Origin of the sequence: Thalassospira sp. NFXS8 (genome assembly GCF_040148805.1) — a bacterium.
Classification (GTDB): domain Bacteria; phylum Pseudomonadota; class Alphaproteobacteria; order Rhodospirillales; family Thalassospiraceae; genus Thalassospira.
Genome location: NZ_JAGEMF010000001.1, coordinates 869,211 through 889,759, shown reverse-complemented (window position 1 = coordinate 889,759; position 20,549 = coordinate 869,211). Strand labels below are relative to the sequence as shown.

Here is a 20,549-nt window from a genome sequence, read left to right as displayed (position 1 = left end):
TTTTTCGACCGCTCGCATTGAATGCGATTTTTGTGACGATCTTACGGCACGCAAAGTGCTACCCCAGTTCCGTCCCGGGTCTTCCCTCCCGGACCGTTCTTTGGCACCATAACTTACCATATTGTTGTCGACAACCGGTTTGACCTGAACGCAAAAAAGGCATCCACAACAATTTGTGAATGCCTTTATGATTTTCGCGAAAAACGATCCCGAATTATTCGGAAACGGCTTTCTTCAAAGTCTTGGCCAGCACAGGCTGGATCGAATCATTTGCTGCAACCACACTGCCCGTACCAAGCATGTTGGTGCCACCATTGATGTCGCGGATATACCCGCCAGCTTCGGTAATCATCAAGATACCGGCGGCAATATCCCACTGGCTTAAATGTGTTTCCCAGAAACCGTCATAACGACCGGCAGCAACATACGCCAGATCCAGCGACGCTGCGCCAAAACGGCGTACACCAGAGCAACGATCCATCACAGCATGAAGCTGTTTTTCAAACACAGCATGATCACCGCGCCCGACATGTGGAATCCCGCAGGCCAAAACGCACTCGTTTAAACGGCGGCGGCCAGAAACACGCAGCCGGCGGTTATCGAGATACGCGCCAACGCCTTTTTCAGCCCAGAAGAACTCGTCCTTGGCGACATCATAGATAATGCCGGCAATGATTTCGTCCCCCCGTTGCAAGGCAACCGAGATGGCAAAATGCGGAATGCCATGCAGGAAGTTGGTGGTGCCATCAAGCGGGTCAATGATCCAGCGGTGTTCCGGATCGCTCCCTTTGATTTCCCCACCTTCTTCAAGCAGAAAACCATAACCGGGGCGGGCCCGTTCCAGTTCTTCGCGCAGGCGTTTTTCGGCACGATGATCAGCAGCCGAAACAAAATCGCCCGGGCCTTTCATTGATACCTGAAGGTTTTCGACTTCACCGAAGTCGCGCTTAAGCCCATAGGCCGCCTTTTCGACGGCCTTGAACATAACATTGATATTTGCTGAACGACGGGCGGCGCCACGCACGGCTCATCTCCCGGTGTTTGAATGTGTCTGAAAAAACGAGCGACGCTGAAAGTTAATCTTTTGCGCGCTCAAGATAGGTGCTTTCGGCAGTATTCACGACGATGCGGGTACCCGATTCAATGTGCGGCGGCACCAGAATGCGAACACCGTTCTCAAGAACAGCCGGTTTGTAGGACGAGGATTGGGTCTGCCCCTTTACCACAGCATCGGCTTCCACGATCTGGAAGGTTGCGTGTTCGGGAATAGTTGCGCTGATCGGTTCTTCTTCAAAGGATTCGACGGTAACAACCATCCCATCCTGAAGGAATACCGCAGGGTCGCCAATCAGTTCTGAATTGACTGTGATCTGCTCGAAAGTTTCGCTGTCCATCAGGGTCAGCATGTCGCCTTCGGCGAACAGGAACGTATAGTCCTTCTGGTCGAGGCGAACACGTTCGACAGTTTCAGACGCACGGAAGCGTTCGTTAAGCTTCGTATTGTCCCGCAGGTTTTTCAGTTCAACCTGGTTAAATGCACCGCCTTTGCCAGGCTTTACTGCATTGGTCTTCACTGCGCGCCACAAGCCGCCATTATGTTCAATAATGTTGCCCGGACGGATTTCGTTGCCGTTGATTTTCATGGCACCAACCGTTCTTTCAGATCACAGATTCACAATGTGGAAAAAAGTGGCGTCTAACTATCAGTTCGCAGGCTTTCCCGCAAGTATCTTCGTGCCATGCAAACGCATGCGCGCCTTGTGCGTTTGCATGGCTCGTCATTTTCAAAAGGTAAGGCGGTGTTTTTCTGGGGCTGGCAGGGCCAGCTTGCAGGTTTATTCCACCGCAGTTTTGATGTCTTGACCAGGTAGCGGAGACATTCTGCGCTGAATGGCAGGGAAACAAAAGGTCAGGATCATTGCCGCCGCAGCAGCAAACCCGGCCAATATATAAATCTGGTGGGCCTGTGTGGGACCCTGGGAAAATACCCAGGCAAAGATATAGGCAAATGCGGCCTGGCCGATGGAAAACAGGGTTGTGGTAAAGCTCCAGGCCTGATGACGGTCATCTGCATCGTCGATTAATTCATGGATCCAGCCCAGAATAAGCGACACAACACCAGGTACCGTGGCCCCGACCACAAAGGCCGACACCAAAAGCAGGACAGGATTTTCGCCCCGGGCCGGGATGACTGTCATCACCATGTCCACCAGTAACATACCCGTTAAGGTTACCCGAAACCCGAACCGGTCGCCCAGCTTGCCCAGCGTGACCGGCCCACATAGGGCACCTATGCCAAATATGGTCCAGCACATGCTGCCAAAGCCATCACCAAGTGCGAGAATGCGCGACGTATAATCGACAAGAAACACCATGTGCGGCACCAGGGAAATCGCGACAAGCGCGTAAACCAGCCCGACCACCCACACCGTCATATGAGGCAATTTTCGGGTTTTTACCGGTTTTTGGGGCACTTTATACGGGGTGGATGCGGTATCGGGGGCCGTTTTGTGTGCTGAGGTGTCGGCGGGCAGTAGAAACCAGGACGACATCATCAAAACAACGCAAATTCCACCTAGTCCAATCCAGGCCCATCCCAGATCATGGGCAAGCAGGATTGGCACAAGAGTACCTGAAATGATAATGCCTGTGCCAACACCACTGAAAATAAGGCCCATGGCAAAGCCGCGTTTTGCAACCGGCACGGACGGTAAAATGGTTGGTGCGGCTAAAACAATCAGAAAGCCGCCGCTAAGACCCGATAAAATACGCCATGGAAAGAACCACCAGAACGAGGCCGGTTGCCAGCATGCAAAAAAGCTGATGGCGGCAACAAGCATCGCAAGGCGCAAGGCACTGCGATTTCCCAGTTTTGCTGCGGCCAAACGTGCGCAGGAAGCCCCCAGCAGATAACCGGCAAGATTGGCCGCGCCAAGATAGGCAACGCTCCCTGCCAGAAACCATTGTTGATGGATCATGGCCGGAATTAAGGCGGAATAGGCAAACCGCGACAGGCCAACCCCGATAAGCGAGGTGCAAAAACCTGCCCAGATATAAAGCCGGGTATCGGATGAAAGGCGGGAAGCACTGGGCATCAAGCTGTCCTGATCATGGGAATTGGCGTGATGCTAGTGAGTGTTGGAGATCATTGAAAACGAATTATAATGATAACAGTGATCATTATTTAAGATATCACCCTTAATCCTGGTTTTGCCTCCAGTGGCAGGTCAGTTTGAGACTGGTTATTGAGGGTGTTAATATCGTCCCAATGTTGGGCAATGGTTTGAAACAGCGCCGATCGTGCGCTGGTCTGCAAGGCATCCTTGCGCTGGATAAATACCGTTTCAACATGGGTGCTGCTTGCGGGCAGGGGATGAAGGGAAACAGGCCCAATTCGGCTGACATGGGGCAACAGGGCCCGTGGCAGCATGGTAATGCCCAATCCTGCCGAAACGCAGTTTATAACAGTTTCCAGCGTGCCAAATTCCAGAACCGGTACGTTTTTACGGCCAAGACGAGCCAGGAAATCTTCCAGCATGAAGCGGTACTGGCAACCGGCATTCATCACAACAATTCGTAACGTGGTGGAATCACATGTTTGCGCGATTGAGGTCATCTCTGCCGGGCCGTAAATAACAAGTTCTTCGGCAAAACAGGGCAGGGCGGTTAAATTGGGGTGGTCAACCGGGCCGCACACAAAGGCACCGTCAAGTTTGTGTTCCAGAACGGCATCAATCAGGCCGGCAGTGGTTTCTGTGCGCAAACTTAAATTAACATCCGGGTATTTTTGCAAAAACTTGGCCAGTACTGGCGAAATGCGCAGGGCTGCCGTTGTTTCCTGCGAGCCGATTTTCAGCGGGCCGGTTGGCACACCATCATCAATTGTGGCTTGCCTGGCCTCGCACATTAAATGCGCAAGCCGTTCATAATAGGGTAACAGGCGCTGCCCGGCCGCACTTAGCTTCACGCCGCGATGATGGCGTTCAAACAGGGATGTTCCAAGGCTTTCTTCCAGAATACGTATCCGGGCGGTGATGTTTGATTGTACTGTATTAAGTTCTTCGCTTGCTTTGCGCATACTGCCCAGCCGGGCGACGGTCGCAAAAACCTGCAAATCGGAAATATCCATGACTGATACGCCTGTATTCACGAGGTCGTGCATAAGCACGATGCTTGCACCGGGTGATCAGATGAAAGATAGGCCGTAATCAGGGGCAGGGCAATATGCCGGCTATTTTGCGACCAGATCTTCGCTGGCTGTTGCAATGGCGCGGGCAATGGCAAGGGCGCCTGCTTCGGCCCCGTCAGGATGGTTCCAGATGGCCCCGCTAACGGCAACAAAATCGGCCCCGGCCTTTACCAATGGTGCCAGATTATCGGCATTGATGCCGCCAATGGCAACACAGGGAACCGTGGTAAAGGTGGTCCATATTTCAATAATTTCCGGTTCAACCCAGGTGCCGGGGGTTTTGGTGGTGGTGGGGAAAAATGCGCCAAATGCAACGTAATCGGCCCCTTTGTCGCCCACATCCATGGCCCGATGGCGGGAATCGTAACACGAAACGCCGACAACATGTTCTTCGCCCATGATTTTACGGGCTTCGGCGTAACTTCCGTCTTCGGCGCCAATATGGACACCATCGCAGCCGGTTTTATGGGCCAGATCAGGGCGGTCATTTAAAATCAGGGGAATGTCGCGTTTGGAGCAAACCGGCAAAATCTTTTTGATCGCGGCGATGATACCTTCATCATCGATGTCTTTCAGACGAAGTTGAACACATTCAACCGCACCGGTATCCAACACGCGGGCAAGCAGATCCGGGAAGGTTGCCAGATCAATGCTGGGAGGCGTTAGAAGATAAAGGCCGGTTTGTGCGTCGTCATTCACGGCGGAGGTTCCTGTTTGCTATTACATCGCCTGTTTATCCTGCCCGAACGAACTTGGCAATCAAAGCTGTGCCAATGCCGCCCGCAGGCGTTTTTCCAGTTCGTGTTCGGGAAGGAAGTGATCGTCCATATCATGCAACATCATGGCATTTTGAACCCGCGTGGTGGTGGCATCGGCACGGGGTTGGTCAAACATCGTGGCGGCCCATATATGGCTGCCTTTTTGCCGGGCGATGGCGCGTAAACTTGCCATGGCATCGGCGGAAATATCACCAACGATAACATGGGCGATGTTTGATTCCAGCGCGGATAAGGCCTGCCCGGTGTGGTGGGTGCAATCTATGGCCCCCTCGAACTGGCAGTTGGGCCAGGCATTGTTTAGTTCTGCCAGCAAGGCGGCAAACCATTTTGCGCCATGTGTTTCGCCGCAATTTATCGGGCTATGTAAAATAAAAGGTTTCGTGCCCATAACGCGGCAGGCAAGGGCTGCACCGGTGAAGCTGTGAATACGGATATGAAACGTCAACGGTGACATGGTGATCCAGTGTTTGAAAGGGGGCACCATTATTAAAGGCAGGAGGCCAAAATTCACCCATAAAAAAGGGGCGATCCAAAGACCGCCCCCATTATCTGGTTTATCCGGCTGGATTACAGATATTTTGCCATTTCAACAGCGGTGTCGGACATCCGGTTGGAGAAGCCCCATTCGTTGTCGTACCAGGACAGGATACGCACGAAGTTGCCACCAATAACCTGGGTCTGGGTCGAATCGAAGGTCGAGCTGTTCGGATTGTGATTGAAATCAATCGATACCAGCGGCGCATCATTTACGCCCAACACACCTTTAAGGCGGCCATTGGCGGCTTCTGCGATGGCGGCATTGATTTCTTCGGCAGTGGTATCACGGCCCGAAACAAAGGTCAGATCGATCATGGAGACGTTCGGGCTGGGCACACGAACCGACGTTCCGTCCAGCTTGCCCTTAAGTTCCGGCAGAACAAGACCAACAGCCTTGGCCGCCCCGGTCGAGGTTGGGATCATGGAAAGCGATGCTGCGCGGGCACGGCGCAAATCCTTGTGCAGGCTGTCAACCGTGTTCTGGTCGCCGGTGAAGGCGTGAACGGTGGTCATGAAGCCTTTGGTGATGCCAACGGTTTTGTTCAAAACATCGGCGACCGGTGCCAGGCAGTTGGTGGTGCAAGATGCGTTTGAAACAATGATATCATCAGCGGTCAGGCTGTCGCTGTTAACGCCATAAACAACGGTTTTGATGTCGCCCTTTGCCGGGGCGGAAATCAGAACGCGTTTGGCACCTGCGGTCAGGTGTTTGCCTGCGCCTGCTTCATCAAGAAAGATACCGGTGCATTCAAAAGCGATATCGACGTTCAGTTCGCCCCACGGAAGGTTGGCCGGGTCGCGTTCGGAACAAACCTTGATGGCCTTGCCATCAATGACCAGATCATTGCCTTCGGCTTTGACGTCATTGGCAAGAACACCATGTACAGAATCATATTTCAGCAGGTGGGCATTGGTTTTGACGTCGCCCAGATCATTGATGGCAACGACTTCAAGATCGGTGCGGCCGCTTTCGACAATCGCACGCAGAACCAGACGGCCAATACGGCCAAAACCATTAATCGCAACACGAATAGCCATTAATTCCTCCAAAAACATACTGATTGTGACCGGACGGTCAAACCCCGCAGACGGGGACAATCAAAAAGGCCGGATCGGCATATTACCGATCCGGCCCGGAAATTAAACCAGTTCCTTGGCCGCTTTGACCATGGCATCGGCGGTAATGCCGAAATGTTCATACAGTTCCGGTGCCGGTGCCGACGCGCCAAAGCCATGCAGGCCAATGACCTTGCCGTTTTCACCGACATATTTTTCCCAACCGAAAACCGACAGGGCTTCGATGGCAATACGCGGGGCAGTCCCCAGAACGCTTTTGCGATATTCGGGCGACTGTGCGTCGAACAGTTCCCAGCAAGGCAGGGAAACCACAGCGGCTGAAATGCCTTCGGCTTTCAGTTTTGCCTGGGCATCAACGGCAATTTCAACTTCCGAACCGGTTGCAATCAGGGTGACCTGGGTGTCGCCTTCGGCTTCGGAAATGATGTAACCACCACGGGCAACAAGGTTGTCTTCGCGGTATTCGGTGCGCAATACCGGCAGGTTCTGGCGGCTAAGGGCCAAAACCGTCGGGCCGGTTTCATTGGTAATCGCCATGGCCCATGCTTCGGCGGTTTCAACCGCATCGGCCGGGCGGATCATGGTGACATTGGGCATGGCGCGCAGGGACGCAACATGTTCAACCGGCTGATGGGTCGGGCCGTCTTCGCCAAGACCGATGGAATCATGGGTCATAACGTAAACAACGCGCTGGCCCATCAGGGCGGACAGGCGAATGGCCGGGCGGCAATAGTCGGTAAAGACCAGGAAGGTGCCGCCATAGGGCAGGATGCCGCCATGCAACGCCAGGCCGTTCATGGCCGCTGCCATGCCATGTTCACGAATGCCGTAATAGATGTAACGGCCTTCATACCCGCTTTGCACCGAAATCGGTTCCTGAACGGCTGTTTTGGTGTTGTTGGACCCGGTAAGGTCAGCCGAGCCGCCGATCATCGCCGGGATTTCCTTGGTCAGAACTTCGAGCACATTCTGCGAGGATTTACGGGTGGCGATTTTGGGCAGTTCTTCCGTAATCTGTTTCTTGTAAGCATTAAATGCTTCGACCCAGTTTTCCGGCAGTTTGCCTTCGACCCGTTGTTCAAAATCGGCACGAACATCGGCGTCCTGCGCATCAAAACGTGCGCCCCAGGCCGCAAATTCGTCAGCACCACGGGCACCGGCTGCACGCCATGCTTCAAGCACATCCTGCGGGACGTCAAACGGTTCGTAGGACCAGTTCAGTTTTTCGCGTGCGCCGGCCAGTTCTTTTGCACCCAGCGGCGACCCGTGTGTAGCCGAGGTGCCGCCCTTGGTCGGTGCGCCAAAACCGATAACGGTTTTACATGCGATCAGCGACGGGGTGCCGGTGGTTTTTGCCTTGGCAATGGCGGCTTCGATGGCATCGGCATCGTGGCCGTCAATCTGCTGGACATCCCAGCCTGCGGCTTCAAAACGTTTTTTGTGGTCTTCCGAGGTCGACAGCGACGTGGGGCCATCAATCGAAATGCCGTTATCGTCAAACAGCACGATCAGCTTGGAAAGCTGCAAATGACCAGCCAGCGAAATGGCTTCCTGCGAAATGCCTTCCATCAGGCAGCCGTCACCGGCAACCACATAGGTGTAATGGTCAACCAGGTCGTTATTATAGGCCGCATTCATGATGCGTTCGCCAAGGGCAAAGCCGACAGAGGTGGCAATACCCTGACCCAGCGGGCCGGTGGTGGTTTCGATGCCGGCACCATGACCATATTCCGGGTGGCCGGCAGTACGTGCGCCGAGCTGACGGAAATTTTTGATCTGGTCGAGATCAAAGTCTTCATAGCCGGTAAGATACAGCAGCGAATAAAGCAGCATTGACCCGTGACCGGCAGACAGGACAAACCGGTCGCGGTCTGGCCAATGCGGATGTTTCGGATCGAATTTCAAAAACTTGGTAAAGAGAACAGTCGCGACGTCCGCCATGCCCATTGGCATGCCCGGATGGCCGGAATTGGCTTTTTCCACGGCGTCGGCGGAAAGAAAGCGAATGGCATTTGCCATGCGGCTATGTTCTGCTGTTTTCGTCATTGAATGCGCTTCCTGGGGGTTCGCTATCGGGCGTTGATTACTACGGCTGAATAAATCAAATAAGACGGGCGGAACATGCCCCCGCGATCCGCATACGTCAACCTGTTCTGTCGAAAAACTGACTGGATTGCTTAGATTGCGGTTAATCCTTACGTGATATGATGGCGATCAGAACGGTTTTGAACGGGCAGTATCGCGGAACAGTTGACGCCCTGCTTTGTCACGACCTATCTTGTGAAACGATTATGAAGGATCAGGAAGGACGATATGTCACGTCTGCAAAATGCCGGTGAACGTCTTGAAATTGCCCTTGCCGCCCTTGAACAGGCGGTGGAGTCGCGGCTGGCGCGATCACAAGCGAACGCCCTGTCTGGCGAAAGCGAGAATGCGGCCGCCCAGGCACGGTCTGAAGAAATGCGTGCCGAGCTGGATGCCCTAAAGCACGATTATGATGTGCTGGCGCAGGCAACCGAAACAGTTTCACAACGCCTTGACGGTGCTGTGGGGCAATTGCGGTTGGTCCTGAGCGACGAAACTGAACAAAAGCAGGCGTAAAATCATGGCACAGGTTTCAGTGCGTATTAATGGTCGCAGTTATGATGTTGCCTGCGAGGATGGGCAGGAAACCCGTCTTTCCCAGCTGGCAGAATATGTCGATGAACGTGTGAGCGAGATTGCCGGGATGGTCGGCCAGATTGGCGAACAGCGCCTTTTGGTCATGACCAGCCTGTTGATTGCCGACGAACTTGGTGATGCTCACGAAAAACTTTCGGTGCCGGCCAGTGCCGCTTTGCCCGAAGGGGCGGTTGCCCCGAATGATGCTGATCGTATGGCGCAAAGCATGGAAAATCTCGCCTCTCGTATAGAGGCTATTGCACAAAAGCTCGCAGCTGACTAAGTTCGCATCGGATACTGCTTGCGATGCGTCCTTCGGGGCGATCAAAAGTGGATCCAAAAGGGGGCTGCCCTGCGCGTCAGATTCGCTAATTCCCGGGGCCGATGCTCATTTCTCTAGGGAGCTGTCCCTGGCGGGACCGTGGTCTCGTTATATGGCGCCCACCTGCACACGCAGGTCACGAGGAATTACCACATGGTCAACGGCAGTGGTGGCTCCCGCTTTCCTTCGGGGAAGCGGGAATTTTCCTTTTTGGCTGGTTTAATTGAAATTTGTGATCGGGGGATGACCTGCCCGGTGGGTGGGATTGCCGCGTTTGGTCATGCGGTGTGATAGACGGAATTAAAAATGCGGCTTTTACATTTAGGCGATGTTTTGGGGCAATCCGGGCGCAAGGCGGCACTGGAAGCATTGCCAATGTTGCGCGATCGTTTGCAGGTTGATGCTGCCGTGGTGAATGTTGAAAACTCGGCCCACGGGTTTGGTGTAACTGCAAAAATTTGCCGCGAATTTTATGATGCCGGGGCCGACGTGCTGACCACGGGCAACCATGTCTGGGATCAACGCGAAATCATCACCTATATCGACGAAGATAAAACCCTGCTGCGCCCGTGGAATTTTCCTGATGGTACGCCGGGACGTGGCGATTGTGTATTTACGGCACGGTCGGGCAAAAAAGTTGCGGTTGTTAACATGATGGGTCGCCTGTTTATGGACCCGCTATCGTGCCCGTTTCAGGGGGCCAACAAATTGTTGGGTAAATATCGCCTGGGTAAAAATGTTGATGCGGTTCTGATCGATTTTCATGCCGAAACAACATCGGAAAAAATGGCATTTGGCCATCATTGCGATGGGCGTGCGTCGCTTGTTCTGGGGACACATACGCATGTGCCAACGGCGGATGCGCAAATTTTGCCAGGCGGCACAGCCTACCAGACTGATGTTGGCATGTGCGGTGATTTTAATTCCGTGATCGGGATGAAACACGAAAGTTCGGTGGCCAAGTTTCTGACTAAAATGCCGTCAGGCAGGCTGGAACCTGCCGAGGGCCCGGCCACAGTGTGTGGTGTTTATGTGGAAACCGATGACAAAACAGGCTTGGCCAAACGGATCGAGCCGGTTCGCATTGGCGGGCGGTTACGCGGTGCCTGGCCCAGCGCCTGATAATATCAGCCTATCGTTTTAACAGACACCGAAATTCACAGATGAAAACGGGCCGATGCAGGGATGCATCGGCCCGTTTTGCGCCGTTTCCAACCGTGCAGACATCACGGGGTCGGGGGGGGGGGGAGTTGATGGCTGCACGGCTGTAATCCGGTATGCGACGACCCTACCGCAAACTTTTTAGACCCGATAGCCCAGTCCTCTACAAAGATTGCACAATCCTGCAAATGCGAAAAAACAGTCTGTTGTTTTGTGCAATCGATGATTATGTATTTTTTGAACCAAGTAAGCCATCAGGCGACATTTTGGTATTCAGGTGAGAAAAAGGCATAACGTCATGACCGATGGTCTGGATAAATTTGCACAACTGATTGAACAAAATTGCACCGGCACCGGGCGCCACGATACGGCCATTCCCGGTGTTGTGCTGTTGCGGGCGGATGCCCCGATGGAACCGGTTAACGTGGTGTATCAGCCGTCGATCTGTATTTTGGCAAGCGGCGAAAAAACGGCGTTAATGGGCGAAAGTGTTTATGTTTATCGACCGGGGCAATATTTAACCGTGTCACTGGATGTTCCGGTGTTGGGTGAAGTTACCGTCGCCAGCCCCGAATGCCCCTATTTGTGTTTGCGCCTGGATCTGAATACCAAAGTCATGGCCGACATCATGATGGAGGCACGGGAAAACAATATTGTGGCAACCGGTCGCCAGCCGGGACCCGCAATGCAGGTTAGCGATGCCGGGCCAGAGATTATCAATGCATCGATCCGTTTGCTGGAACTTTTGGCAAACCCGCGCGATATTCCCATTCTGGCCCCGTTGATCGAGCGCGAAATTTTATATCGCCTGTTAAATGGCCCGCAAAGTGTTCGGTTGCAGCAACTGGCAATGGCCGATAGCAAATTGAACCAGGTATCACGTGCGATCGAATGGATAAAAAACCATTTTCGCGAACCCTTTAGCGTCGAGATTCTGGCCCGCGAGGCGCATATGAGCCCCTCGGCGTTGCATCAGCATTTTAAGGCCATTACTTCCATGAGCCCGCTGCAATATCAAAAACAGCTGCGTCTGCAAGAAGCGCGTTCATTGATTATGGTAAATGCGATGGATGCGGCCAGTGCCGGATATCATGTCGGCTATGACAGCCCATCGCAGTTTTCACGCGAATATCGCCGGATGTTCGGTGCGCCTCCCAGACGGGATGTCGAACAATTGCGACTCTCGTCTTCTGCCGGGATGGTTGAGGTTGCGTGACAGGTATAGCCTGTGATTTTCCGCGAGGATGAATGCAGCGGTTGTAAAATATTGCTGTATTGCAGGTGATTTTGGCCTGCGTGGTTATGCTGTACCCCCGGATATATGAAAACAGCGAGCATAAAAACACCCGAAAGAATAGGTTCCGGGTGGAGAATTGGTGTTTGTGAAAATTTAGCCTTGACTAACTTTTAAAGTCCGCACAACAATTGGGGACAAATTTCCTGATGATCTGCTGACTTTGTTTGACTGACCTTATGTCGGTGAAGGCTGTCAGACGGAACTAGCCGGGTTTGTAATTATTTAAAATCTAAGCGGGATCGGTTTCCCGTGCGCGGAGAATGACGAATGGCCGACATTGGTGAAGCGAAACGCAAGCAGGGTGACTGGCGGCTGGATGCCGATCAACCTTCTCTTGTTGAAGTGTTTCGGTCGATTGCGGTATCGCCGGATGCCGGTTTTTTCCGCAAGTTTCTGACTTTTGCCGGGCCGGGATATCTGGTTGCAGTTGGCTATATGGACCCGGGAAACTGGGCAACCTCGTTGGCGGGTGGGTCGCAGTTCGGGTATGCGCTGTTATGTGTGGCGTTGCTGTCAAACATCATGGCGGTTATTTTGCAGTCGCTATGCGCCCGGCTGGCGATTGCCACCGGGCGTGACCTGGCGCAGGCCTGCCGCGATGCGTTTCCAACCTGGATGTCATGGCCGTTATGGCTGCTGGCGGAACTTGCTATTTGCGCCACCGACCTTGCCGAGGTTATCGGCACAGCAATTGCCCTGAATTTGTTGTTTGGCATTCCGCTGGAACTGGGCGTGTTGATTACGGCGGCCGATGTCCTGGTGATTTTGTGGTTGCAAAGTCGCGGTTTTCGCTGGGTCGAAGGGTTTATCATTGCACTTTTGGGCGTTATTTCGGTTTGTTTTGCCATCCAGATCGCCATGGCCGACCCGGACTGGTATGGCGTGATTACCGGCTTTGCCCCAACCGTAAATGTTTTGACCAATCAGCACATGCTGTATTTGGCGCTGGGGATTATTGGTGCCACGGTAATGCCCCATAATCTGTATCTGCATTCCGGTATTGTGCAGACACGCGCCTATGAACATTCGATCAAAGGCAAGCGCGAAGCCCTGCGTTTTGCCACACTGGATTCAACGGTGGCGTTGACCTTTGCCTTGGTCATTAATGCTTCTATCCTGATTTTGGCCGCAGCAACCTTTCACGTGGCCGGGCAAACCGACGTTGATGATATCGGCAAGGCGCATGAATTGCTGGCCCCCCTTTTAGGGGCGTCGATGGCACCGATTTTGTTTGGTGTGGCTTTGCTTTGCTGTGGTCTTAGTTCGACTGTAACTGCAACAATGGCCGGCCAGATTGTGATGGAAGGGTTTATTAAAATGACCCTGCCATCGTGGTTGCGACGGTTATTGACCCGGGTTGTTGCCATTATTCCCGCGATTGCCGTAACGGTGATTTATGGTCAGGCCGAAACCGCGAAATTGCTGATCCTGTCGCAGGTGGTGCTGAGTTTTCAGTTGCCCTTTGCGGTGGTGCCACTGGTAATGTTTACGGCATCAAAACAGAAAATGAAGGAACTGTGCGCGCCGCGCTGGTTAACTTTTGTTTCCGCAATCATTGCACTGATCATTATCGCGCTGAATGTTAAACTGCTTTACGACATTTCGGTTGGCGCGGTTTAGGGCATAGGCCGCCGTCGGGTTATAAAATATATTGGATTTCAGCATTTTAGGCCGGAAATAACCTCACACGAATGTGACGGATATTTCCGGCCTTTTTGCATATCCAGGCTTGAACGCCGGGCAGGGCATTGATACGAATTTTCGCCTCTGCCGCGATTTTCTTTGGATTATTAATAATTCGCAATTACGTCGTGCGCCGGGATGTTTATAGTGCGCCGAGCGCAATTTGCCATTTGCCTGCCGTTTGTCGGGTTATCTGTACAGACAATCGGAAAATGTTGCATTTTGCCTGTCGTCTTTTTTGTCGTCACAGCAAAAGAAACCGCCATGAATGATCGCCCGGAAAACCACCGCAAGAAGGGAAAACGCCGCACCCTGATCGCAATGGGATGTGCCTTTGCCGTTATGGTCACGCTGGTGGTTTATTCGCCGACGCTTTATCGCATGTTTTGTGCCGTAACCGGGGTTGGGGGCACGGTTCGCCAAATTTCGGTCCCCAATAAAACTGCCGGGGCATCTGCAAATGGTGCAAATGGTAATTCAACGGGCGAAGCGGCGGCAATTGCCGATGATATGGTCGAAGTTTATTTCGATGCCAATGTTGCCAAAGGGCTGCCGTGGGAGTTTTACCCCGAGGAACGGATGGTAAAGGCCAAGCTGGGTGAACCGGTGAAGGTGTATTATTATGCCAAAAATAATTCGGATGAAACGATTGTGGCGCGCGCGGTCTTTAACGTTACGCCCTATAAATCGGCCCAGTATTTTTTTAAAATCGAATGTTTCTGTTTTACCAATGAAAAGCTGGCGCCGGGAGAAAGCGCACGGATGCCGCTTGTTTTATATATTGACGATCAGATCCACAAAGATCCGAATACCGCCGAGGTTAAGGATATCACCCTGTCCTACACCTTTTATCGCCAGTCCGATCTGACCGAGCAGGAGATTTCGGACGCACGCGAACTTAAATCCGGTTCGGACCAGAAAGAGGCCGAATTGTCGAATTCGGAAAATATCGATCTTGAAAACGATGTTCGCCGTCACTAGACGCAGGGCAGCCAGCAGGGGAATTCTTGGACATGAAAATCTGTTCGTTGATCTTGATGCCGTTTAAACACTTGCGCAAACCGGCTGTGACGGTCACCTGCGCCATTGTGCTGGCCGGTGCGGCTGGTACGGGCATGACCACCCTGTTTTCGGGCCAGGCACACGCGCATAGCTATGTGCTTGGCAAAATTATGATCGGTCATTTCTGGGCACCGCCTGCCGAGCAAAATGCCAAGGGTGCTGCTGTATTTGGTCCCTTGTTAAATGGCGGGTCTGAACCGGTCACACTGGTGGGGGCAACCACCCCGATCGCAGATCAGGTGCGTTTCAGGGTGGAAAAGGACGGTGTGGAAAGCTGGGTTGACAGCATTACACTTGCCCCGAACAAACCAGTGGGTCTGGCGGCCTGGCGCGAACATATTTGGCTGACAGGTTTGAAAGAACCCCTTACGGCTGGCGGGGCGTTTGACCTGGATCTGGATTTTGGCAAGGCCGGGCACAAAACAATTCAGATCGTGATCGAGGCAGAAGGCGGGCATTAAGCCAGAAGCCACACGGCCTTCCGGCCCCTGTGGGCAGATATGATAACGGCAAGCAAATAACAAAATGGCCCGTCACATACATGACGGGCCATTTTGTTTAGGGTGTCAGGGAAAATCAGGAAGCAGCACGGTCATGAGCCTTGCGGCGCAAATCTTCCAGAATGGTATTGATGCTGTCATTCAGGCCCTGAATTTTCTTCGCCGCATTTTGCGATGTTTGCAAAACTTCGCCGGAGAGTTCACCGGTTTTGCCGGTTTCCTCGGCGACATCGGTGATGGAGGTTGAAACCATCCGGGTGCGGTCAGCTGCATTGCGAACATTGCGGGTGATTTCGTTGGTGGCGGCACCCTGTTCTTCAACCGCTGCCGAAATGGTTGTGGCAATTTCATTGATGCTTTCAATGATGCTGCCGATCATTTCGATCGCGGAAACCGACTCTCCGGTGGATTTCTGAATGCCGGAAATTTGCCCGGCGATTTCGTCGGTGGCTTTTTCCGTCTGGTTGGCAAGGTTCTTGACCTCGGCGGCAACCACGGCAAAGCCTTTACCGGCATCGCCGGCCCGGGCGGCCTCGATGGTGGCATTCAGGGCCAACAGGTTGGTTTGTTCGGCAATGTCGGTAATCAGGGCGATGACCTCGCCAATGCGATTGGCTGATTGCGACAGGCTGACGACCAGTTCGTTGGTTTCGCGAGCCTTTTGTGCCGCATCGTTGGAAATGCGGGTGGATTCGGCCATTTGCCGGTTAATTTCGGCGTTTGACGCTGCCAGCTGTTCGGTTGCAGCGGCAACAGTTTCAACATTGCTGGTGGCTTCGCGCGCCGAGGTGGCAACTTCTTCGCTTTGCCCCGAAACCAGTTCGGCACTTTGCGTCATTTGCCCGGAAACACCCTGCAGTTGTTCGGCAAGGGCTGCAATTTCGCCAACGGCACTTTCAACTTCGCCTTGCAAGGTATCGGCAAGGCCGAGCAGTTCGTCGCGCAGGGCTTCGTTGCGCTCGCGGTTCAGGCGTTCTTCTTCGGCCTGCATGTCGCGCACTTTCAGGGCATTCTCCTTGAATACCTCAACCGCGCGGCCCATGGCCGAAATTTCGTCATTCCCCTTGGCAGGGACGACAACTTCAAGGTTACCACCGGCCAGTGTGACCATGGTTTGCTGTAAACCACCAAGGCGGCGCAACAGATTGCCACGAACATAGATGACATAGATCGCCAGCGACAAAAGCACCGCAACTGCGGCGACGATGTACAAAATAAGCGACCCTTGCTGTTGCAGATCGCGGGCAGCGGTTGCGGCACCATCAACATCGCTTTGCAGGGTTTCAACAACCTGATCAACGCTAAAGCCCATCGTTGACGCAAATTCACCAGCTTTGGCAACCAGTTGCTGGGAATCAATAGCGGCCTGCAATTCGCGCGATTGCAGATCGGGCAGGCTGCCTTCACCAACAGAAAGCTTCTGCATTTTGTCGATCAGGTCTTCGTAAAACTTGATCAGTTTGGGATTACCCAGGTCTTGCAGCATGTTTGAGGCATCGGCATAACTGCCGCGTACCCGCACGCCAACAATGGAAAGGCGGGTCATGTCGCGTTCTGAGGCCGAGCCGATTACAATATTTGAAATCTGGTTGCCAAGATTGGTCAGGGCGACCAGCGGTGCGCGCTTGCTAACACTGTCATGATATTTAAACAGCGACGCGATCAGGTCTTCGCGAGGCTGGCGGGTTTGCAAAACCGGGCTTTTGCGCAGTTCCTTGACCATTTCCGAAATCTGGCCAAGTTCGTTGGACGTAACAGTCATCAACGGTTTCAAGGTGCTGACGAAGCGATCGGATAATTGCTGGAAATCGGTCAGTTTTTTAGCTTTTTCGTCGCCAATCTGGAACCGTTTCTGGGTCAGTTCATGCAACTGCGCTAGGGTTTCCTGCAATTGAGCGCTGTTGGTTTCAATGACGTCCAGGGTATCAGGCTGCATGCCGGAATCGCGAAGCTGTTCAATCCGGTTTTTCAGGGAAACAACCCGGTTGTCCAGCTCGGCCTTCACACTTTCCTCTTCCTGGGGTGACGACGCTGCGACAATGCGCGGGGCAATGGCAACGATCTCGGCACTTTCGGTGGCCAGTTGCTGCGCACTGAACATCGGCGGCAGTTTGGCTTCGGTAATGTTATCAAGCTGTGTGCCGAAGCGTTCAAATGATATCGCGCCTACGGCGGCGGCTATAACGGCCATCAGCCCAACCAGTGCGAAGGACACAAGCAGTTTTCCGCGTACGCCCATGCCATTCTTTTGCACGGATTTTCGCTGGTTCCGGCCCCCTGTAGTCTGTTGCATTTAGTCTTGACCCTGTGTTCTGCCATTGGCACGCGAGAGACCCGGTTGCTGGGAACGAACGTTCCGGGGCTATGTTTTCACAATGCCAGTTCCATCTGCCGCAGGAATGCAGCAATCGGAGATTTCAAAATATGTTTGTATTAGTGCGGGCCGGATTGATATTTGTCCCCCAACGGGCCCACTCCCGAATTTGCTTTTTATTCATAACATACCGGCAAAATACAAGTAATCGGTTTGTATTTTGTACAGATGCATAGATAACTTATTCTAATTTCGGAATTTATTATTCTTCTGGTATCGATAATATGACCATAGGTCGTGATACGTTGGGGCGTATCAGGGTTTTTACGTGCATTTTCGGGTTCAGAGTCGTGTTTTTTCAAAACAACGGCCCGCCAAAAAATAGCGGGCCGTCGATAATCAGGTTCTGTTTACGCCGTTGTGCATTGGCTTGCACGCGATAATAATCAGAGTTGTATCAGTTGGCCCGGTCATAAGCCTGTTGACGCAAGTTATCGAGAATTTCACTAATGCGGATACGCATATGTTCGACCTTCTCGGAAGCACTTTGTGCCGTTTGCAGCACCTGGCCGGACAATATGCCGGTTTTTGATGTTTCGGCCACCACATCTCCGATTGATGTTGAAACCATACGGTTGCGTTCGGCGGCCCCGCGTACATTACGGCTTATTTCATTGGTGGCGGCACTTTGTTCTTCGACGGCTGCGGAAATGGTTGTGGCAATTTCATTGATGTTTTCAATGATTTTCCCAATTTCGCTAATAGCCGTTACAGATTCTCCGGTTGATTTCTGAATGCCCAGAATTTGTCCGGCAATGTCGTCGGTGGCTTTTTCCGTTTGGTTGGCCAGGTTTTTAACCTCGGCGGCCACCACGGCAAAACCTTTGCCGGCATCGCCGGCACGGGCCGCCTCGATGGTGGCATTCAGGGCCAACAGATTGGTTTGCTCGGCAATATCCGTGATCAGGGCAATTACTTCGCCAATACGCGTGGCTGATTGCGACAGGCTATTGACCAATTGGTTGGTTTGCTGTGCCTTTTGGGATGCTTCGGCCGAAATGCGGGTTGATTGCGTCATTTGGCGGTTGATTTCCACATTCGACGCCGAAAGTTCCTCGGTTGCGGCGGCAACCGTTTCGACATTGCCGGTAGCCTCGCGGGCCGATGATGCCACTTCTTCGGTTTGCCCCGAAACCGTTTCGGCACTTTGCGACATTTCCCGGGAAACCCCCTGAAGCTGCTGTGCCAAAGTGGCAATTTCGCCCACGGCGCTGTCGACTTCATCCTGCAGCGTGTCGGCAAGGCCCAGTAATTCGTCTCGCAGGCTTTCATTTCGTTCACGGGTCAGGCGTATTTCTTCCGCCTGCATGTCGCGCACCCTGATCGCGTTGTCCTTGAATACCTTGACGGCACGGCCCATTGCGGTAATTTCGTCGTTACCTCTGGCGGGCACCATAACATCAAGGTCGCCGCGGGCCAGTGTCACCATTGCCTGTTGCAGTTTTTCAAGGCGACGCAACAAATTACCCCGGACATAGATAACGTAAATTGCAAGCGAGATCAGAATAGCGCTGGCAGCCACCATGTACAAAATCAGGGTGCCCTGTTTTTGCAAGGTTTCTGTTTCAACTGCTGCGGTATCAACCTGGCTTTGCAGGGCTGTTACCAGTTCATCAACACCACTGCCCATGGTGTCGGCATATTGCGCACTTTGCGCGACCAGTTGTTCCGATGCGGCAGCTGCGGCCAGTTCACGCTGGCGAATTTCAGGCAGGCTGCCGTCCCCGCTGGAAAGTTTCTGCATCTTGTCGACCAGATCGGTATAAAACTTTTGCAGTTTTTTGTTTTCCATCTGATTGACCAGGTCCAGCACATCGGCATAAGTGCCCTTCACCTGGACCGATACGATTGAGAGCTTGTTGTCGCTGGTTTCGGTTGTGGTTGCGATTACCGAACTGCCTGCTTCGTTGCCCAGACGGCCAATTTCCTGAATTGGGGCGCGCGCAGCAATGGTATTGCGATATTTGACCAGCAACTGCACCAGGTCTTCCTTGGACCGGTCAATGTTCTCGTCCTGCTTGCCGTCAAGTTCGTCAATTGCCGCCCCAAGCTGTGCCAGATCATTCTGGGTATAGGATAATAACGGTTTTAACGTGCTGGCATACCGGTCAGCCAACGATTGATAATCCTTGACGGCTTTGGATTTTTCTTCAGCAGCCTGTAAACGCTGGCGTGTAACCTCGAACAGCTTGTTGAGGGTATCGCGCAGGTTGGCACTGTTTTCCTCGATCTTGTTGAGGGTTTCAGGCATCAGGCCTGTATCCCGTAACGTGGCGACTTTTTCGGCAACACCCTTAAGGCGTGCGTCGAGTTCGGCCTTAACAGTCTGTTCTTCCTCGTTGCTGGTAGAGGCCACAATGCGCGGGGCGATGGCGACGATTTTGGTGCTTTCAGTTGCCAGATTTTGGGCTGTGAACATTGCCGGCAGTTTTTCATGCGTAATGTCGGTCAGTTCGGTGCCAAATTTATTAAAAGAATACGCCCCGATCATTGCTGCAAACACGGCAAGCAGACTAACGATCGTAAATGATGCCAGCAATTTGCCCTTCACACCGTTCGCTGTGTAGGCATTTTTCCTTGTCGGCTGCTGGTTAGAGATCCCCGATTTTGAAGTCATTTTCCCTATCCTCGTTAGAGACGGGCGATCAGCAAGACATGGCCAATCTGTCGATGGTTACAGGTGATTGGTTGTTGCCACCCTGGCGGGTCTTCTTTTTATATTGGCTGCATTTGACAGGGCCGTTTTCGGCAGCCTTGATAAAAGGGATGTCAAATCAGCTTCATTCCCATAACGATAACATTTTGATGATAAATTGATATCGTTAATTGTGTAATTCAATGATGTTTCGTCGATATCGCGACAATGACGCCGGCATGAGAGTTCCGGTAAATTTGTTCAGGCCACTC

Annotated in this window: 17 protein-coding genes and 1 other RNA gene; 8 read left to right on the top strand and 10 right to left on the bottom strand. The window is 52.9% G+C overall.

Going from position 1 to position 20,549, the window contains the following annotated elements; translation table 11 throughout:
- Positions 1–214: 214 nt before the first annotated feature.
- From J4E05_RS04020 to tkt, 8 genes are all read right to left on the bottom strand, one after another.
- The gene (locus J4E05_RS04020) at positions 215–1,024 is read right to left on the bottom strand and encodes an inositol monophosphatase family protein (protein ID WP_246832926.1); all 810 of its coding nucleotides are present in this window, start codon (positions 1,022–1,024) and stop codon (positions 215–217) included.
- Between the two features lie 52 nt (positions 1,025–1,076).
- The gene (efp, locus tag J4E05_RS04015) at positions 1,077–1,643 is read right to left on the bottom strand and encodes an elongation factor P (protein WP_085590600.1); all 567 of its coding nucleotides are present in this window, start codon (positions 1,641–1,643) and stop codon (positions 1,077–1,079) included.
- A gap of 192 nt (positions 1,644–1,835) precedes the next feature.
- Positions 1,836–3,095, bottom strand: coding sequence for a YbfB/YjiJ family MFS transporter (locus tag J4E05_RS04010; protein WP_349592567.1), 1,260 nt, complete (start codon positions 3,093–3,095; stop codon positions 1,836–1,838).
- 89 nt (positions 3,096–3,184) lie between these two features.
- The gene (locus tag J4E05_RS04005; protein ID WP_349592564.1) at positions 3,185–4,129 is read right to left on the bottom strand and encodes a LysR family transcriptional regulator; all 945 of its coding nucleotides are present in this window, start codon (positions 4,127–4,129) and stop codon (positions 3,185–3,187) included.
- Between the two features lie 102 nt (positions 4,130–4,231).
- A complete protein-coding gene (gene thiE / locus J4E05_RS04000) occupies positions 4,232–4,888 on the bottom strand; it encodes a thiamine phosphate synthase (RefSeq protein ID WP_349592561.1) in 657 nt (218 codons plus the stop codon).
- 60 nt (positions 4,889–4,948) lie between these two features.
- Positions 4,949–5,422: a hypothetical protein gene (locus J4E05_RS03995; protein WP_349592558.1), complete on the bottom strand. Its 474-nt coding sequence runs from the start codon at positions 5,420–5,422 to the stop codon at positions 4,949–4,951.
- 113 nt (positions 5,423–5,535) lie between these two features.
- Positions 5,536–6,543, bottom strand: coding sequence for a type I glyceraldehyde-3-phosphate dehydrogenase (gene gap / locus J4E05_RS03990; RefSeq protein ID WP_085590750.1), 1,008 nt, complete (start codon positions 6,541–6,543; stop codon positions 5,536–5,538).
- A gap of 102 nt (positions 6,544–6,645) precedes the next feature.
- Positions 6,646–8,655 carry a transketolase gene (tkt, locus tag J4E05_RS03985; protein WP_349594638.1) on the bottom strand — a complete coding sequence of 670 codons (2,010 nt, stop codon included), beginning with the start codon at positions 8,653–8,655 and terminating at the stop codon, positions 6,646–6,648.
- Positions 8,656–8,895: 240 nt separating this feature from the next.
- Here tkt and J4E05_RS03980 point away from each other — a divergent pair, with 240 nt between their 5' ends.
- The 8 genes from J4E05_RS03980 to J4E05_RS03945 all read left to right on the top strand — a co-directional run bounded on the left by J4E05_RS03980 (position 8,896) and on the right by J4E05_RS03945 (position 15,229).
- Entirely contained in the window at positions 8,896–9,183 is a 288-nt protein-coding gene (locus tag J4E05_RS03980; RefSeq protein WP_085590590.1) for a hypothetical protein, read from the top strand.
- Between the two features lie 4 nt (positions 9,184–9,187).
- On the top strand, positions 9,188–9,526 hold the full coding sequence (locus tag J4E05_RS03975; RefSeq protein WP_085590588.1) for a cell division protein ZapA: 339 nt from the start codon (positions 9,188–9,190) through the stop codon (positions 9,524–9,526).
- Positions 9,527–9,584: 58 nt separating this feature from the next.
- Positions 9,585–9,745, top strand: a non-coding RNA gene (ssrS, locus tag J4E05_RS03970) — 6S RNA.
- Positions 9,746–9,871: 126 nt separating this feature from the next.
- The gene (locus tag J4E05_RS03965; protein WP_085590587.1) at positions 9,872–10,687 is read left to right on the top strand and encodes a TIGR00282 family metallophosphoesterase; all 816 of its coding nucleotides are present in this window, start codon (positions 9,872–9,874) and stop codon (positions 10,685–10,687) included.
- 337 nt (positions 10,688–11,024) lie between these two features.
- Positions 11,025–11,942 carry an AraC family transcriptional regulator gene (locus tag J4E05_RS03960; RefSeq protein ID WP_349592553.1) on the top strand — a complete coding sequence of 306 codons (918 nt, stop codon included), beginning with the start codon at positions 11,025–11,027 and terminating at the stop codon, positions 11,940–11,942.
- Positions 11,943–12,290: 348 nt separating this feature from the next.
- On the top strand, positions 12,291–13,643 hold the full coding sequence (locus tag J4E05_RS03955) for an Nramp family divalent metal transporter (RefSeq protein WP_085590583.1): 1,353 nt from the start codon (positions 12,291–12,293) through the stop codon (positions 13,641–13,643).
- Positions 13,644–13,970: 327 nt separating this feature from the next.
- On the top strand, positions 13,971–14,687 hold the full coding sequence (locus J4E05_RS03950; protein ID WP_085590748.1) for a cytochrome c oxidase assembly protein: 717 nt from the start codon (positions 13,971–13,973) through the stop codon (positions 14,685–14,687).
- 32 nt (positions 14,688–14,719) lie between these two features.
- Positions 14,720–15,229 (top strand): copper chaperone PCu(A)C, encoded by a 510-nt coding sequence (locus tag J4E05_RS03945; protein WP_349592548.1) that lies wholly within the window; start codon positions 14,720–14,722, stop codon positions 15,227–15,229.
- Positions 15,230–15,344: 115 nt separating this feature from the next.
- On the opposite strand, the gene J4E05_RS03940 is transcribed toward J4E05_RS03945, so the two are convergent.
- Positions 15,345–17,561: a methyl-accepting chemotaxis protein gene (locus J4E05_RS03940; protein WP_349592544.1), complete on the bottom strand. Its 2,217-nt coding sequence runs from the start codon at positions 17,559–17,561 to the stop codon at positions 15,345–15,347.
- 478 nt (positions 17,562–18,039) lie between these two features.
- Positions 18,040–20,259, bottom strand: a complete 2,220-nt coding sequence (locus J4E05_RS03935) for a methyl-accepting chemotaxis protein (protein WP_349592542.1) — start codon at positions 20,257–20,259, stop codon at positions 18,040–18,042.
- Positions 20,260–20,549: the final 290 nt, after the last annotated feature.